General features: G+C 60.2%; 12 protein-coding genes and 1 pseudogene. 6 read left to right on the top strand and 7 right to left on the bottom strand.

Translation table 11 applies throughout. The features are described 5' to 3' along the window. The first annotated feature begins 103 nt into the window (after positions 1-103). Positions 104-1,468 (top strand): formimidoylglutamate deiminase, encoded by a 1,365-nt coding sequence (locus AC1RL4_RS16035; protein WP_204123945.1) that lies wholly within the window; start codon positions 104-106, stop codon positions 1,466-1,468. Between the two features lie 60 nt (positions 1,469-1,528). Here the strand turns inward: AC1RL4_RS16035 and AC1RL4_RS16030 are convergent, their stop codons facing one another. Together AC1RL4_RS16030 and bamE are read right to left on the bottom strand one after the other, a co-directional pair. Then, entirely contained in the window at positions 1,529-2,098 is a 570-nt protein-coding gene (locus AC1RL4_RS16030) for a lipocalin family protein (RefSeq protein WP_018929188.1), read from the bottom strand. Positions 2,099-2,131: 33 nt separating this feature from the next. Next, positions 2,132-2,386 carry an outer membrane protein assembly factor BamE domain-containing protein gene (bamE, locus tag AC1RL4_RS16025; RefSeq protein WP_018929189.1) on the bottom strand — a complete coding sequence of 85 codons (255 nt, stop codon included), beginning with the start codon at positions 2,384-2,386 and terminating at the stop codon, positions 2,132-2,134. 284 nt (positions 2,387-2,670) lie between these two features. On the opposite strand from bamE, the pseudogene AC1RL4_RS16020 reads away from it, so the two are divergent. The 4 genes and pseudogenes from AC1RL4_RS16020 to AC1RL4_RS16005 form a co-directional block, all read left to right on the top strand. Beyond that, positions 2,671-3,705, top strand: a pseudogene (locus AC1RL4_RS16020) (HAMP domain-containing protein); the annotation flags it as partial. 93 nt (positions 3,706-3,798) lie between these two features. Then, positions 3,799-4,563 (top strand): methyl-accepting chemotaxis protein, encoded by a 765-nt coding sequence (locus tag AC1RL4_RS16015; protein ID WP_370695245.1) that lies wholly within the window; start codon positions 3,799-3,801, stop codon positions 4,561-4,563. Between the two features lie 148 nt (positions 4,564-4,711). Continuing rightward, a complete protein-coding gene (locus tag AC1RL4_RS16010) occupies positions 4,712-4,984 on the top strand; it encodes a type II toxin-antitoxin system Phd/YefM family antitoxin (protein ID WP_019581817.1) in 273 nt (90 codons plus the stop codon). Then, the gene (locus tag AC1RL4_RS16005) at positions 4,981-5,313 is read left to right on the top strand and encodes a type II toxin-antitoxin system RelE/ParE family toxin (protein ID WP_230173961.1); all 333 of its coding nucleotides are present in this window, start codon (positions 4,981-4,983) and stop codon (positions 5,311-5,313) included. Before AC1RL4_RS16010 ends, AC1RL4_RS16005 begins: the two co-directional genes overlap by 4 nt. Before the next feature lies 1 nt (position 5,314). Here the strand turns inward: AC1RL4_RS16005 and AC1RL4_RS16000 are convergent, their stop codons facing one another. From AC1RL4_RS16000 to AC1RL4_RS15980, 5 genes are all read right to left on the bottom strand, one after another. Beyond that, a complete protein-coding gene (locus AC1RL4_RS16000) occupies positions 5,315-5,917 on the bottom strand; it encodes a DUF924 family protein (protein ID WP_018929191.1) in 603 nt (200 codons plus the stop codon). A gap of 3 nt (positions 5,918-5,920) precedes the next feature. Next, positions 5,921-6,931 (bottom strand): class 1 fructose-bisphosphatase, encoded by a 1,011-nt coding sequence (locus tag AC1RL4_RS15995; protein ID WP_007933966.1) that lies wholly within the window; start codon positions 6,929-6,931, stop codon positions 5,921-5,923. A gap of 244 nt (positions 6,932-7,175) precedes the next feature. Continuing rightward, positions 7,176-8,543, bottom strand: coding sequence for a DUF3999 domain-containing protein (locus tag AC1RL4_RS15990; protein ID WP_230173963.1), 1,368 nt, complete (start codon positions 8,541-8,543; stop codon positions 7,176-7,178). Then, complete coding sequence (locus tag AC1RL4_RS15985; protein ID WP_230173965.1) at positions 8,540-12,127, bottom strand: DUF2339 domain-containing protein; 3,588 nt, start codon at positions 12,125-12,127, stop codon at positions 8,540-8,542. The genes AC1RL4_RS15990 and AC1RL4_RS15985 overlap by 4 nt, the downstream gene beginning before the upstream one ends. A 193-nt stretch (positions 12,128-12,320) precedes the next feature. Next, a complete protein-coding gene (locus tag AC1RL4_RS15980; protein WP_019581812.1) occupies positions 12,321-14,771 on the bottom strand; it encodes a glycogen/starch/alpha-glucan phosphorylase in 2,451 nt (816 codons plus the stop codon). A gap of 258 nt (positions 14,772-15,029) precedes the next feature. Here AC1RL4_RS15980 and AC1RL4_RS15975 point away from each other — a divergent pair, with 258 nt between their 5' ends. Beyond that, positions 15,030-15,470, top strand: coding sequence for a YkgJ family cysteine cluster protein (locus AC1RL4_RS15975; protein WP_026286653.1), 441 nt, complete (start codon positions 15,030-15,032; stop codon positions 15,468-15,470). Positions 15,471-15,502: the final 32 nt, after the last annotated feature.

Here is a 15,502-nt window from a genome sequence, read left to right as displayed (position 1 = left end):
AATCCTTGTTCATTTGTTAGAGGTTGCTAGCTTGCCGGAGTTTACCGAGCAGGCAAACGTCTGTATATGTATATACAAATAACACACGATGGGGTGCTGAACCATGTCCGCCTTCTTTGCCGAACGCGCGCTGCTGCCTAGTGGATGGGCCAACAATGTACGTCTTGAAGTCAACGCCGATGGCGTGCTGACCCATATCCAGGCCGATTCCCACGCAGATGGCGCCGAACGGTTGAGCGGTCCGCTGCTGCCGGGAATGCCGAATTTACACTCCCACGCCTTCCAGCGGGCCATGGCAGGACTTGCGGAAGTGGCGGGTAATCCGAATGACAGTTTCTGGACCTGGCGCGATCTGATGTATCGGCTCGTCGGAAAAATCAGCCCGGACCAACTCGGCGTTATCGCCCGTCAGCTGTACATCGAAATGCTCAAGGCCGGTTACACATCGGTCGCTGAATTTCATTACGTCCATCACGACAATAATGGCCAGCCGTATGCGGACCCAGCCGAACTGGCACTGCGCATCAGCCAGGCGGCCAGCTCCGCCGGTATCGGTTTGACCTTGCTGCCGGTGCTCTACAGCCATTCCGGTTTTGGCGGCCAGACCCCGAACGAAGGCCAGCGCCGCTTTATCAACAGCACCGAAAACTACCTGAAGCTTCAGTCGCGTTTGCAGCCGATTCTGGCGCAGCAACCGGCGCAGTCGCTCGGTTTGTGTTTCCACTCGTTACGCGCGGTAACCCCACAGCAGATCAGCGAAGTGTTGGCGGCCAGCGACAAGCAGTGCCCGGTGCACATTCACATCGCCGAGCAGCAGAAGGAAGTCGACGACTGCCTGAGCTGGAGCGGTCGCCGTCCGCTGCAATGGCTGTACGAAAACACCGAGGTCGATCAACGCTGGTGCCTGGTCCACGCCACCCACGCCAACCCGGAAGAAGTCACGCTCATGGCCAAGAGCCGCGCCATCGCCGGCCTGTGCCTGACCACTGAAGCCAACCTCGGCGACGGGATTTTCCCGGCGGTGGACTTCCTGGCGCAGGGCGGGCGCATGGGTATCGGTTCCGACAGCCATGTGTCGTTGAGCGTGGTTGAAGAATTGCGCTGGCTGGAATACGGCCAGCGTCTGCGCGATCAGCGGCGTAATCGGTTGTATGGCGCGAATCAGCCGATGGTCGGCCGCACGCTGTACGACGCAGCGCTGGATGGCGGCGCCCAGGCGCTGGGGCAGCCGATCGGCGCCCTGGAAGTCGGCAAGCGCGCAGATTGGTTGGTGCTGGATGGCAACGATCCATACCTGGCGACAGCCAGTGGCGACGGGATTCTCAATCGTTGGCTGTTTGCCGGTGGCGATCGCCAGGTCCGGGATGTGCTGGTCAATGGCCAGTGGGTCGTGCGCGATGGGCGGCATGCCGACGAGGAAGAGAGTAACCGGGCATTCACCCAAGTCCTGCGCGATCTCTTGGGCTGACGCAAAAAAACTGTGGGAGCGAGCCTGCTCGCTCCCACAGTTTTTGCTCTTCGGTGACCGTTAGTTTGAGGTCTTGGCCATCTTGGCATCCGACGTACGCCAGATCAGTCGCGTCGTGTCATAGCCCTGCTGACGCGCCCTGCTCAGCAGTTCTTCACGCACTACGCCATTGACCGTCGGGGTCCGTGACAGCAGCCAGAGATGATGGCGGCTCGGGTCGCCGACAATCGCGGTCTTGTAGTCATCGCTGACGTACAACACCCAGTATTCTCCCTTCGACACACCGGGTATCAATCGCGAGAACCAGGTATCGAACTCGACCCACAGTTTGTCGGCCTTGCCGGGTACCTGTGGATAAGCCCTGCCCTTGGCCTCTTCCCATTGCCATTGCGAGGTCAGGCAGCGGTTCAGCACCGCCATCTCACCGTCAGGCTTGAGGCTGTAATGGGCTTCGGATTGCGCACAGTTACGCTGGAAATACACCGGCAGACGCGCCAATTCGTACCAGGTTCCCTGGTAACGCTTGAGGTTGACACTATTGACGGTCTTGGGCGCCAACGGATCTACGCCAGAAGAGGCGCAGCCGGCCAATACCAGGCCGGCAAAAAGAACGATCAGGAACCGCTTCATTATTTTTTTCTCCCGTGGGCGAAAAGCCCCGGTTTACTTCAGGCCTTGGCCCGAAAACATCAGCACTTTGTCACCGGCATACTGCACGCTGATAAAGCTGTTTTTGTCGCCCCAGGTGCAGCTGGACATGCCGAGTGCGCCCGAGCAGTCGGTGGGTTTGCCCAGCAAGGTTTCAACCTGGGCCTTGGGCATGCCGGTCGACAGCTTCGAATAATTTTCCTGATTGATCTTGCTGCACGCGGCCAACAGCACGCAGAACGAGAGCAAGGCGATAGAACGCAGCGACATGGTGTAACTCCTGGAGCGGAAGAGAGGTGGCATGTTGCCAACCAGAAGCTTAGAAGAGAAAACCCTAATCTGGTTCCCCGACCGTCCGCCTATTTATTAGGCCACTCGTCAGCCTTTTACCGATAAATCAGCCCCTTTCTCAGGTCATTGGGTATTTCGTCGGTTTTCGTCAATACCCGCCTAATCTTTGGCGCTGGCCAGTCGACATAAAAGCAGCGCCAAGCCCTCGACTGTGGCAAATTGACGCCCCTTTGCTGACCAGCCACTGCGCGGTAGATCATTTAATGACCAGAAACATGAAATTCAGCCACAAGATCTTGTTGGCAGCCGCTCTCGTGGTGGCCGTTGCATTCGCCTGTTTCATCCTGTTCAACGATTACCGCCAGCGTCAAACCCTGCGCAGCAGTACCGAGTCCTCGATGCAGGAACTCGGCAGCCTGACCACCAGTAACATCCAGACCTGGCTGGAAAGCCGCATCCAATTGCTGCAATCGCTGTCCCAGCAGATCGCCGTGGACGGCGGCGCCCCGGCCAATCTCAAACGCGCTATCGACCTGCCGGCCTATACCAGCAACTTCCAGCTGAGCTACTTCGGCGGCACCGATGGCGTGATGTTCTCGATCCCGGCCGGCAACCGCGCTGCGGACTACGACCCTCGCGCCCGTGGCTGGTACAAGGCAGCCAACAACGCGCAACAGACCATCGTCACTGAACCCTACATCGCGGCGTCGTCGGGCAAACTGGTGATCACCGTGGCCACGCCGGTGAAGTACCAGAGCCAGATGATTGGCGTCGCCGGCGCGGATATCGACCTGTCCAGCGTCAGCGCGATCATCAACTCGCTGAACTTCGGCGGTCATGGCCATGCGTTCATTGTCAGCGCCGACGGCAAGATCCTGATCCACCCGGACAGCAAACTGGTGCTCAAGAACCTGGCCGACGCCTACCCCAACGGCGCGCCGAAAGTCAGCCCGGGCCTGAAAGAAGTCGAACTGGACGGCAAAACCCAGTTCATCTCCTTCACCCACGTTAACGGTGTGCCGTCGGCGGACTGGTACGTGGCGTTGGTGCTGGATCAGGAAACCGCGTTCTCGATGCTCAGCGAATTCCGCACCTCGGCGATCATCGCCATGGTCATCGCCGTGGTGATCATCATCGCGCTACTGAGCATGTTGATCCGCGTACTGATGCAGCCTCTGCTGATCATGGGCCGCGCCATGCATGACATCGCCGAGGGCGAAGGCGACCTGACCAAACGCCTGACCATTCACGGCCAGGACGAATTCGGTGCTCTGGGCACCTCGTTCAACCGTTTCGTCGAGCGTATCCACACCTCGATCCGCGAAGTATCTTCGGCCACCGGCCAGGTCAACGAAGTTGCCCTGCGCGTAGTGGCGGCCTCGAACTCATCGATGTTCAACTCCGATCAACAGGCCTCACGCACCAGCAGCGTCGCGGCAGCGATCAACCAACTCGGTGCCGCCGCCCAGGAAATCGCCCAGAACGCCGCCCTCGCCTCGCAACATTCGAGCGACGCGCGCAGCCTGGCCGAAGAGGGTCAGCAGGTAGTGGATAAAACCATCGCCGCGATGCACCAGCTTTCGGCAAAAATCAGCGATTCGTGCGGCAACATCGAAACCCTGAACAGCAACACGGTGAACATCGGACAGATTCTGGAAGTGATCACCAGCATCTCGCAGCAAACCAACCTGCTGGCCCTCAACGCGGCCATCGAAGCGGCGCGCGCCGGTGAAGCCGGCCGTGGCTTCGCCGTGGTGGCCGACGAAGTACGCAACCTCGCCCACCGCACTCAGGATTCGGCGCAGCAAGTGCAGAAGATGATCGAGGAGCTGCAAGTTGGCGCCCGGGAAGCGGTCAGCACCATGACCGACAGCCAGCGCCAGAGCGAAAGCAGCGTCGGCATCGCCAACCAGGCCGGCGAACGCCTGGGCAGCGTGACGCAGCGCATCGGCGAGATCGACGGGATGAACCAGTCGGTGGCTACCGCGACCGAAGAACAGACCGCCGTGGTGGAATCGATCAATGTCGACATCACCGAGATCAACACGCTGAACCAGGAAGGCGTGGAGAACTTGCAGTCGACTTTGCGTGCCTGTGCTGATCTTGAGCAGCAAGCGGCGCGGTTGAAGCAATTGGTGGGGAGTTTCCGGATCTAGTGCTTTTGCCCGCGAAGGCGGTATCAGGCGCAATGATTGTCTGAAGCCTTGGGCTCATGCTCTACAAAAGAACGCCGGTCGGCAGAACCTGACGCAGGACTGAATTAAGACTAAACTCAGTCCTATTCAATCTGGCGAGGCTCACTCCATGAAGCTTTCATCTCAAATAAAACCGATCAGTTACCTGAAAAGCCACACTGCGGAAATCGTCAAAACAATCACAGAGAACCGTGAACCCTTGGTGATCACCCAAAATGGTGAAGCGAAGCTCGTGGTCATGGATGTGAAAAGCTTTGAAGAGCAAGAAGACACAATGGCTCTTTTGAAGCTCTTGGCGATGGGTAATCGGGAGATTGAAGAGGGCAAGTTTCGGGATGCTGAAGACGTCTTCGCGGATTTGGACAAGGCCGACCATCAATGAGTTTAAAGGTCGTCATTCTTCAATCCGCCGAAACAGACCTCAAAGAAATTCGTACTTATCTCACCAAACAGTTTTCTGCACAGACATGGCAAAACACCTACGCCAATCTAAAGGCAGCCATCCGCCATTTGGGAAGTCAGCCCTATGCAGGGCCAGTCCCGGAAGAGATCGAGAAGCTCAATCTCAGCCAATATCGACAAATTCTCTCAGCAATGAACCGGATCATTTATGAAGTGCGGGAGCAAACGGTTTACGTCCACATCATTGCCGATATGCGAAAAAACCTGCCGACACTGCTGATGAAACGACTGCTGCAAGGGAATCCGTGAGTCAGAACCGTGACCCCGGCCCACTCAAAAACTCCAGCTCCTCAGCCGTAGACTCACGCCCCAACACCGCATTGCGATGGGGAAACCGCCCAAATCGCGCAATGATCTTCTGATGCCGTTCGGCGTAATCCAGGTTGCTGGCAAACACCGCCCGATCCGCCTCGGGTTGCTGTTCAACCAGATCGAGAAACCGCGAAACCGCTTCGTTCTGCACCGCCAGGTTTTCGCAGTGCTCGAACACCAGATAGATAAAAACCCGCTGGATCGGTCGCAGTTGCCGATCGAAATCCGCGGCAATGCCTTGCGCCACCAGTGCCTGGGCCCTGACGTCGCCGGAAAAGGATTTGGGGGTGTCGCGAAAGATCATTCGCGGCAATTGATCGAGTAACAGCACCAGGGCCAGCCAACCTTCGGGGCGTTGCGCCCATTCGGTCAATCCGCCGGCCAGTGCCTGCTCGACCAGATCCCCGAAACGCATCCGCGCTTCGAGGTCCTGACTGTCACGCTTGCCGAACCATAACTTGCCCTTGTCAGCCGCTATTTCGTTGGGTGATTCGAAAGATCCAAACCACCATTCGAGTAACGGCTGCCAGGGCGCGGTCATGTTTTATTCCTTGTGGTAAGCCGTGACGCGGGCAACTTCTTCTTTCGAACCGAGGAACACCGCAACACGCTGGTGCAGGCCTTCCGGCTGGATGTCGAGGATGCGCTGGTGGCCGTCAGTGGATGCGCCACCCGCTTGCTCCACCAAGAACGACATCGGGTTGGCTTCGTACATCAGGCGCAGTTTGCCCGGCTTCGACGGCTCGCGGCTGTCGCGTGGGTACATGAACAGACCGCCGCGGGTCAGGATGCGGTGCACGTCAGCCACCATCGCGGCGACCCAACGCATGTTGTAGTTCTTCTTCAGCGGGCCTTCATCGCCAGCCAGCAATTCGTCGACGTAACGTTGTACCGGCGCTTCCCAGTGACGCTTGTTGGACGCGTTGATCGCGAATTCCTGCGTGGACTCCGGAATCGTGATGTCTTCATGGGTCAGTACGAAGCTGCCCATTTCACGATCCAGGGTGAAGCCTTTGACGCCATTGCCCAGGGTCAGCACCAGCATGGTCTGTGGACCGTAAATCGCGTAACCGGCGGCAACCTGCTGAGTGCCTGGCTGCAGGAAGGCCTTTTCGTTCAAAGGCTCGTTCTGGGTCAGGTATTCGTTCGGGCAACGCAGCACCGAGAAGATCGTACCGACCGGCGCGTTGATGTCGATGTTCGACGAACCGTCCAGCGGGTCGAACACCAGCAGGTACGCGCCTTTCGGGTATTTGCCCGGGATCTGGTAGGCATTGTCCATTTCTTCGGATGCCATACCGGCCAGGTGACCGCCCCATTCGTTGGCTTCGAGCAGGATGTCGTTGGACATCACATCAAGCTTCTTCTGCACTTCACCTTGGACGTTTTCAGTGCCCATGCTGCCCAAGACACCACCCAGGGCGCCTTTGGAGACGGCGTGGCTGATTTCCTTACAGGCACGCGCCACCACTTCGATCAGGAAACGCAGATCGGCAGGAGTGTTGTTGCTGCGGGTCTGCTCAATCAAATAGCGACTCAGGGTAACGCGGGACATGGACGGCTCCGGAGGAATGGGGGGCTAAAAACCCGCGCAGTTTAACGCGAGTCGGGGCGCATTTCCTCCTATCAGACGTGATACACCCAATAGAGTTCATGCGCGGGGTTGAGCGTAGTTGGAAATGGGCCGGGATTGGGCGCCAGTTTCGATATTTTTGGTGGCAGGAAGGACGTCTTCGCGGGCAAGCCTCGCCCCTGCAGGAGCGGCTTGCCCGCGATCTGGCGCGCAGCGCCAGCCATCCTCAGGATTTAGCAGCAGGCTTGCGCAGCAAACTGAATGCCATCCCCCCCAGAAACAGCACACTGAGCAGCAAAACCGCCCACAGCCCGATCTTTTTCCAGTTCGTGCCCAGCACCGTGGGCGCTGTCGCCACCGGGGTCACCACGGCCCCGCCGTCCACCGTCGCCTTGCCCAGCGTCGCCAGCTTCGCCGCGCTGTAATCGGGAATCAGCGTCGACAGCGGCAAGCTTGCAGCCTTCACCGTCGCACTTCCCAGCGCCAGCGTATAAGGCCCGGCACCGCGTGCCAGGAACACCAGTTGCGTGGAGCGCACGGCATACCGCACGGTGGGTGCTTCGGCGCCCAGGCCGCCGCCGCGCTCATCTACCGTCAGCTTCAATTGCTGCACGGTCTGTCCCGACAACTGCAATTCGTTCTGCACCACGTCTTGGCCATTCTGGGTCAGGCGATAGAGCAAACCGTTGGTCAGCGGTTGCCACGGCAGGCTGGTCTCCCGGCGCCCCGACAACGTTACCGGTGCCAGGCTGTTGGGCTGATTCAGCTCGATCTGCAAACGCTGGACGTTCAACCCCATCGGCAATTGCCAGATGTACTCACCGGCCTTCACGCTGCTGCCGGCCAGGGGTTGCGACCAGACCAACGGCAGCGGCAAGGTGCGAGGATTGGTGCTTTCCAGTTGCGCCGAGGTCAGCACTGGCGCCGACTGAGGCGAATTCCAAAGCAAACGCAGATAGCGCGCCGATTGCCCCGGCAGGCCGACTTCATGTTGCTCGACCCGTTCGTCAGCAAACGTCAGACGCGCCACCTGCCCTTCACCCCACGACTGCCAATGCTGCAAATCGTTGCTGGCCTCGATGCTGAAACGCTGGAAGCCGTCGCGTTCACTGGTCCAGTCGAGGATTAATTGCTGCAACGGCGCCTTGATGCCGCTGGCATCGAGTAACCAGCCGCGCAGTTCTTCTTCGCCCGCCTCCAACTGGCTGGACGGCTGCACTTCGATCAACGTGCCGTTGGTGTTCGATTGCACCCGTACGCTTGGCGTGCGTTCGCTGGCATCCGCCGAGTTGTACAACGGGAACCACTTTACGTCGGTCAGCGTGCGGTTTTCGCGGGTCTGCGCAGGCTCTCGGGCCAGAGCGTACGCCTGAGGCTCACCGGCGGCGTTGAACACACGCACATCGCTGAGATCGGTTTGCCGCGCGTTCAGTTGCACGCCCAAGGGCAATTCCAGGCGATACCACGGGCCCTCGCCGCTCACAGACAATGGCACCTGCGTGGCGAAATCCGCAGGTTTTTCCTGCGCGCCAGCCGACAGTGTCACACCCAGCACAACAGCAGCCCACCAGCCCAGGTTCAGCTTCTGACTCAAGATGACGCTCCTTCGGTTTCAGGGGCCGGTTTTTCAGCATCCGGCACGGCTTCGGCACGCTTGGGTGGCAACGGGGCGAAATAGCCCACCACCAACAGCAACACGCCAACGCCGATAAACGACACGATCCGCGCCAACCCGCCACGGTTACTCAATTCAACGAAGAACAGCTTGGCGACCACCAGCGCGATCAGCCCTGCGCCGATCAGCCAGACTTCACGGCGGTGACGCAGATGCCCACCGATCATCAGGCTCAGGGCCATCAGGGTCCAAACGATGGACAGGCCGGCCTGCACCAGCATCGATTCAAGCAGCAGATCCAGCGCGAACGGCACGCCACCCCAGTGGTGAGCCGCGCGCATCACCAGCGCGGTAAAGAAGGCGAACAGTGCAACACCGGCAATCACCTGCGTGGCGTTATCGGTGTAATCCTTGCGGATCGCCAGTTGCGTGACTGCGTTGCGGGACCAGACATAAACGCCGAACAGGGCGAACAACAGGCCCAGCTCCAGCGGGTTGATCAGCGGCACATAGGGCAATGGCTCGGCGGTGCCGTCGCTGGCGATGTTCGCCAGCCAGAACCAGCCGAGCATCAACACCGCCAACGGCGCAGCGGCATAGACCCGGTACTCGCGGGAATAAGCCGACACTGGCCATGGCCACGCACGCGGTGCGGCCATCAGCACCAGATACAGGCTCGGCAGAATCGCCCAACCCAGCCAACGCCAGGCGTTGTACTGCTCCGACAACAGCAGCAAGCCATAACGCAGCTCCAGGGCCAACACGCCGATCAATAGCCAGCAACCGAGCACATGGGCGGTGCTCAGGGCTTTTTCGGGCAACATTGGCGCTAGCCGCCGCAGCGAGGTGAAATGCACGACGAACACCGCGGCCCAAACCAGCCAGCCGAAGTTGGCGGCCGGGTGATAACGCGAATGCCAGGCCGCGAGCAACACCAGACCGGCGGCGGGAATCAGCAAGGTGCAGAGCAAGCCCAGCGACGACCACTTCAGGCGCAGCGCCAGCACCGCCCACAGCGCCACACTCACCGCCGCGACCGCCAGCAACAACGTCGCTTGCAGGTTCACAGGCGCAAAACGCAGCACTTCGCTGATCCACGCCAGTGCCCACCAACCCGTGCCCCACACCAGCAACACTTCGGACAAGCGCTGCAGGCTCAACACATCGAAAGCCGAAGCATGGTTGCCTAGCTGCAGACGCCAGGCCCCGACAAATGCCGCCAGCCCCAGCACCAGCGGCGTCCAGAACCCGCTATGCGCCAACGGTCGCAAGCCTTCGCTGAGCAGCGGCCCGAGCAGGTCCGGCCCGGCGAACAGGAACGCTACGCCGCCGATCACCTGCAACAGCAGACCAAAGACAAAACTCACCCGCTGCTTCAGGTACAGACTCAGCCAGATGATGAACAAACCACTGGCCGCCCACACCGCACTCGCGGTTTGCCACGGCAACACGAACAGCACAGCCAGGTTGATCAGCACCAGACCGGCCAATAGCACCACTGACAAGCCACGCAGCAAACGTACGTCACTGCGCACCATTTCGTCCCGGGCCGCCAACAACATGCCGGCGATCAGTGCCAGCCCGATCAAAGATGCGCTGAGCAAACCGCTCCAGCCGGCGCTGAACACCGCAGCCGAGTCTCCGCTCGCCCCTCGCAGCCGCACCAGGAACAACGCACCGCCAAGCAGTTGCACAGCAAACGCGCTGAACAGGAACGCCCGCGATTGCAGGCGCAGGCCGACGAACAGCGTCGCCAACCCGGCCAGCGCCCAACTGATCGCCGTGCCGTGAGTGAAGAAAAACAGCGGCGCCAGCAGATAGAGGAACGTCAGGCCCAGGCAGGCCAGCACCGGCAACCCCTGGCGTTCCCACGGCAACGCTTGTTCAGGCAACGCTTTGCGTAATTGGTAGAAGCTGAACAGCAGCGCCACGCCGAGCATCAACGCCCCCAGCGGCGCACCGTCGAGCAGGCTGCTCTCGCCGCTGCGCAATTCGCTGATAAAGGCCAACGCCGAGCCCAATTGCAACAGCAAGGCAAAGGCCCGCGCCAGCGGCCGTCGTTGACGCAGGCCGAGCCAGAAAATCCCCGCGCCTTCCACCGCCCAGGCTGCGGCAGTCCAACGCGCATCAAGCCCCAGAGGGATCGCCAGGCTGGCGAAGATCACCCCCAGCGCCAGACAGGTTTCGGCCAACAACAGTGCTCGACCACCCATCAGCAACCGGGCCAGGCTCATGTAAATAATGCCCAGGGCCAAGGCGCTGAAGGCCGCGGCAAATTCAAAGTGCTCCACCAGTGCGAACTGCAGACCGAAGCCCACCAACGGTGGCGCGAACAGCATCATGCCGTCGACGTAATCGCCCTTGTGCGCCGACCAGCGCAGCAGCGCTTCACGGCTGTCGTCCTCGGGCGCGTCGCTCATCTCCAGCAACTTGCGCCGGGTGAACAACAAACCGATGGCCAGGTACATCAGGAAGAACAGAATCAGGAACGGCTCGGTACTCCACAGCAACTCCGGTCTATAGGAGCGCAGACCCCAGGCAAAGCCGATGCCGAAGGTGCCGACAAACCCGATCAGGTTGAGCAGCCGCCAGGCCTTGAACCACGCGATGGCGAGGATGCCAGCGTTGAGCAGGGCGAAATAGCTGAACAACGCGACGTGATTGCCGGCGCCAGTGGAGGTCAGGATCGGCGCGGCGAAACCGCCCAACGCGGCAGCGGCGGCCAGGCCCAACGCATTTTGGGTAATGGCGAGAATCGCCGAGAACACCGTCACCACCACCAACAGACCCAATGCTGCCTTTGGATCAAGCAACGGATGCAGACGCATCGCGGCAAATACCGTCAGGTACAACACCGCGATCCCGGTGCCTTGCAGCATCAGCGCGTAGTTGCTGTTGCGCAGTCGCAGCCACCAGCCCAGCGCGAGCAGGCCCAAGGCCGCCGCCGCAACGCCGGCGTAACGCAACTCGATCGGCACTACCATGCCTTCTGTGGCATAGCGCAACAGGAAGGCCAGGCCGAGGAACAACAGCACCACACCGACCCGCAACACGGTATTGCCGCCGAACAGCCAGTTGCGTGCGCCGCTGATGGCGCGCTCGATGAAGTTCGGGCCGCGCGGCTCCACCGGTTGCTGCGGTTCGCGGGCGACCGGCTCGGGCTGCCAGACATCGGCGGGCAACGGACGACTGGTTTCGGCAGCGGCCACAGTGATGGGTTCGAATTCGGGGGGTAGCTCCCAGACCAGCTCCGGGGGTGCGACAGGGGCTTGCTCAAGAATGATTTCAGGCGACTCAGCAGGTTCGCTGACAACCGGTTCGCCTGGTTCAGGTGCCTTGGCACCCGACACCTCCAGCAACGCCAGTCGCTGCTCGACCGCATTCAGCGCAACCTGAGCCTGATCAAGCAAGCGTCGCTGCTCGGTCGATTGAGTACTCAAGCGGCCAATGCGAATGGCCTGGCCGAGACCCAGCCCGAGCAAAGCGCCCAACAGCGCCTCGCTGAACGACTCGTCAAGCATCCAGCCCAGCAGCAGCCCAATCAGCATGAACATCCATTGCATGGTCGATATCCCTAAGCGGCCCCGTGGCGGGGCTGATCCGTGCGATACAGCCTCTGGCTCAGTCTAGTGAGCAGGCACCCGGAATCCAGTGTGGGAGCGGCAGTGCGCCGCTCCCACACTGGGTCAGGTTGGTGCTTAGTATATCGATCAGGCCCAACGGACGTTGGGCCTTGCGCACATTTGTTGCTAAAAATTACTCCAAAGCCTTCCAGATATCCGTTGCGTACTCGCGAATGGTCCGGTCGGACGAGAACCAGCCCATCCGCGCAGTGTTCAATACCGCCGAGCGCCACCACTCTTTCGAGTCGTGCCAGTGAGCTTCGACCCGCATCTGCGCGTTCCAGTAAGAGTCGAAATCGGCGCAGACCAGGAAGCGGTCGTAGTCCACCAGCGAATCAATCAGCGCGGTATAACGGGACGGATCGTCCGGTGAGAACACCCCGCTGCGAATCGCTTGCAGCACGTCGTTGAGCCGATGGGAGGCGGCAATGTCCGGCGCTGCGTTGAATTCATGGTTACGCTTGCGCGCTTCCACTTGCTGGGCGCTGAGACCAAAAATAAACATGTGCTCGGCACCGATGCGCTCGCACATTTCCACGTTGGCCCCGTCCAGGGTACCGATGGTCAGCGCGCCGTTGAGGCCGAATTTCATGTTGCTGGTGCCCGAGGCTTCGAAGCCGGCAGTGGAAATCTGCTCCGACAAGTCCGCCGCCGGAATGATGCTCTCGGCCAGGCTGACGTTGTAGTTGGGCAGGAACACCACTTTGAGCAAACCGCGCACCGTCGGGTCGTTGTTGACCACCCGCGCGATGTCGTTGGTCAGCTTGATGATCAGCTTGGCCTGGTGATAACTGGCCGCCGCCTTGCCGGCGAAGATTTTCACCCGCGGCACCCAATCGATTTCCGGCTCGGCACGAATCGCCTGATACAGCGCAACGGTATGCATCAGGTTAAGCAACTGACGCTTGTATTCGTGGATCCGCTTGACCTGCACATCGAACATCGCCGCCGGATTGACCGCGATCCCCAGCCGCTCATGAATCAGATACGCCAGGGCTTTCTTGCTGTGCAGCCGCTGTTCGGCGAACTGCTTGCGAAATGCAGTCTTCTCGGCAAACGGCTCCAGCGCGAGCAAGTGCTCCTCGGGGTTGTCCAGCAGGCTCGGGCCGAGGGCGTCGACCAGCATGGAGGTGAGTTCGGGGTTGGCCTGATAGAGCCAGCGGCGGAAGGTAATGCCATTGGTCTTGTTGTTGATCCGGTCCGGGTAAAGCTTGTGCAGCTCGGAGAACACCGTGCTGCGCATCAGCTGCGTGTGCAGGCCGGACACGCCATTGACGCTGTGGGAACCCAGGAATGCCAGGTTACCCATGCGCACGCGGCGACCGTTGTCTTCTTCGATCAGCGAAATCGCACGCAGCACGTCGAAATCGTGAACACCTTTGGCTCGCAACGAGTCGATGTGCTGGGCGTTGATCAAGTAAATGATCTGCATGTGCCGGGGCAGCATCCGTTCCATCAGACTGACCGGCCAGGTTTCCAGCGCTTCCGGCAACAGCGTGTGGTTGGTGTACGACAGCGTGTCGACCGTGATCTGCCACGCCGCATCCCACGCCACGTCATAGACGTCGACCAACTGACGCATCAGTTCGGCCACGGCGATCGAGGGGTGAGTGTCGTTGAGTTGAATGGCCGCGTGATCGCCCAGGGTCAGCACCGAGGTGTGCATGTTGCGATGGCGACGCAACAAGTCCTGCAAGGACGCGGAGACGAAGAAATATTCCTGGCGCAGGCGCAACTCCTGGCCGGCCTCGTTGCTGTCCGCCGGGTAAAGCACGCGGGAGATACTTTCTGCCCAGGCCACTTCCGCGACCGCGCCCAAGTGGTCGCCCGCGTTGAAGCGCTCCAGATGCAATTCTTCCATAGCCCGGGCGCGCCACAGCCGCAGGGTGTTGACGCTTGCACCACGCCAACCGACCACCGGGGTGTCGTAGGCGATGGCCCGCACGGTTTCCGACGGGGACCAGACTTGCCTGGACTTGCCGGCTTCATCGGTCACGGTTTCGACACTGCCGCCGAAACCGATCGGGTAGGCCACCTCTGGCCGTTCGAACTCCCACGGGTTGCCGAAGTCCAGCCAGTGCTCGGTCTGCTCCTGCTGCCAGCCGTCGACGATGGCCTGGCGGAACAAACCGTGTTCATAACGAATACCATAACCATGGCCGGCGATGCCGAGGGTCGACATGCTTTCCATAAAGCATGCCGCCAGACGCCCGAGGCCACCGTTGCCCAGTGCCGCATCGGGCTCCAGCAGACGGATGCGTTCGATGTCGACGCCCAGTTCGGTCATGGCCTCGCGGGCCACATCGAGCAAGCCGAGGTTGCTCAGGCTGTCGTAGAGCAAGCGACCGATAAGAAATTCAAGGGAAAGGTAATAAACGCGCTTCTGGCCTTTGCGGTAGATCTGCCGGGTGTGGTCCATCCAGTGCTCGACCATGTGATCACGCGCCGCCAGGGCAATGGCTTCGAACCAGTCATGGTCGAAGGCGTGATCCGGGTCTTTACCCACCGCGTAAGTGAGCTTGGTCAAGACGGCGTCGCGGAATGCGGCCACCTCTGCTTCGCGAACAAGTGGTTCTTGAGTCATCGATAAGACCTCGAGCGAGCGTGAAGTTGTCTGAGCCTAGTCGGTCTGACAGACCATAGAGACTCTGGTTCGGCAGTTTTTCCTGTTAGTACGAGATAGATCGACATTACGTTGTCGTGTGCCAGAAACAATGCAGGGGCCGTGCCGGACACAGGACTATTTTGCGACAAGCAAAAAAATCTGGCGAAAGGTTGTTCAAAAATCCACCAGTCCCGGTATGATCGCGCGCCCTGATGCACACGCTGGTAACAACCGATGATGAAGCCCAACCTGATCGCCGCCGCGGAAATCGATCGCCTCGATACCTGGGCCAAGTACTCTGCCCCAATGTGCGGCTCGTGCATGTCCAGCTGCTGCACGCTGCCGGTCGAAGTCAAGATCAAGGATCTGATCCGTATCGGCATCGTCGACGAATTCGAACTGGGCGATCCACCCAAGAACATCGCCAAGCGCTTGCAGAAGGAAGGGATTGTCGAGCGCTACAACCAGAAGTCCGAGATCTTCACCCTCCAGCGCATGAGCAACAACGATTGCCTGTACCTGGATCGTAAAAGCCGTTTGTGCACTATTTATGATAAGCGCCCGGACACCTGCCGCAACCACCCGAAGATCGGACCGCGGCCAGGGTATTGCGCGTACAAGCCTAAAGAAGTGGTGCGCGAGACCAGCAGCTCCAGCCGCACCCTCGAAAAGTTTTAAAGCCGCCTCGATCCCCGTAGCAGCTGTCGAGC

This window comes from Pseudomonas sp. GW822-FHT07A10, from assembly GCF_058798795.1.
The sequence above is the reverse complement of the archived record's forward strand: the minus strand, read 5'-3'. Positions and strand labels throughout refer to the sequence as shown.

Excerpts from the sequence above, each read along its gene's own strand:
- AC1RL4_RS16035 (WP_204123945.1), top strand. The coding sequence starts at position 104 with ATGTCCGCCTTCTTTGCCGAACGCGCGCTGCTGCCTAGTGGATGGGCC.
- AC1RL4_RS16030 (WP_018929188.1), bottom strand. The coding sequence starts at position 2,098 with ATGAAGCGGTTCCTGATCGTTCTTTTTGCCGGCCTGGTATTGGCCGGC.
- bamE (WP_018929189.1), bottom strand. The coding sequence starts at position 2,386 with ATGTCGCTGCGTTCTATCGCCTTGCTCTCGTTCTGCGTGCTGTTGGCC.
- AC1RL4_RS16015 (WP_370695245.1), top strand. The coding sequence starts at position 3,799 with ATGTTCAACTCCGATCAACAGGCCTCACGCACCAGCAGCGTCGCGGCA.
- AC1RL4_RS16010 (WP_019581817.1), top strand. The coding sequence starts at position 4,712 with ATGAAGCTTTCATCTCAAATAAAACCGATCAGTTACCTGAAAAGCCAC.
- AC1RL4_RS16005 (WP_230173961.1), top strand. The coding sequence starts at position 4,981 with ATGAGTTTAAAGGTCGTCATTCTTCAATCCGCCGAAACAGACCTCAAA.
- AC1RL4_RS16000 (WP_018929191.1), bottom strand. The coding sequence starts at position 5,917 with ATGACCGCGCCCTGGCAGCCGTTACTCGAATGGTGGTTTGGATCTTTC.
- AC1RL4_RS15995 (WP_007933966.1), bottom strand. The coding sequence starts at position 6,931 with ATGTCCCGCGTTACCCTGAGTCGCTATTTGATTGAGCAGACCCGCAGC.
- AC1RL4_RS15985 (WP_230173965.1), bottom strand. The coding sequence starts at position 12,127 with ATGCAATGGATGTTCATGCTGATTGGGCTGCTGCTGGGCTGGATGCTT.
- AC1RL4_RS15980 (WP_019581812.1), bottom strand. The coding sequence starts at position 14,771 with ATGACTCAAGAACCACTTGTTCGCGAAGCAGAGGTGGCCGCATTCCGC.
- AC1RL4_RS15975 (WP_026286653.1), top strand. The coding sequence starts at position 15,030 with ATGAAGCCCAACCTGATCGCCGCCGCGGAAATCGATCGCCTCGATACC.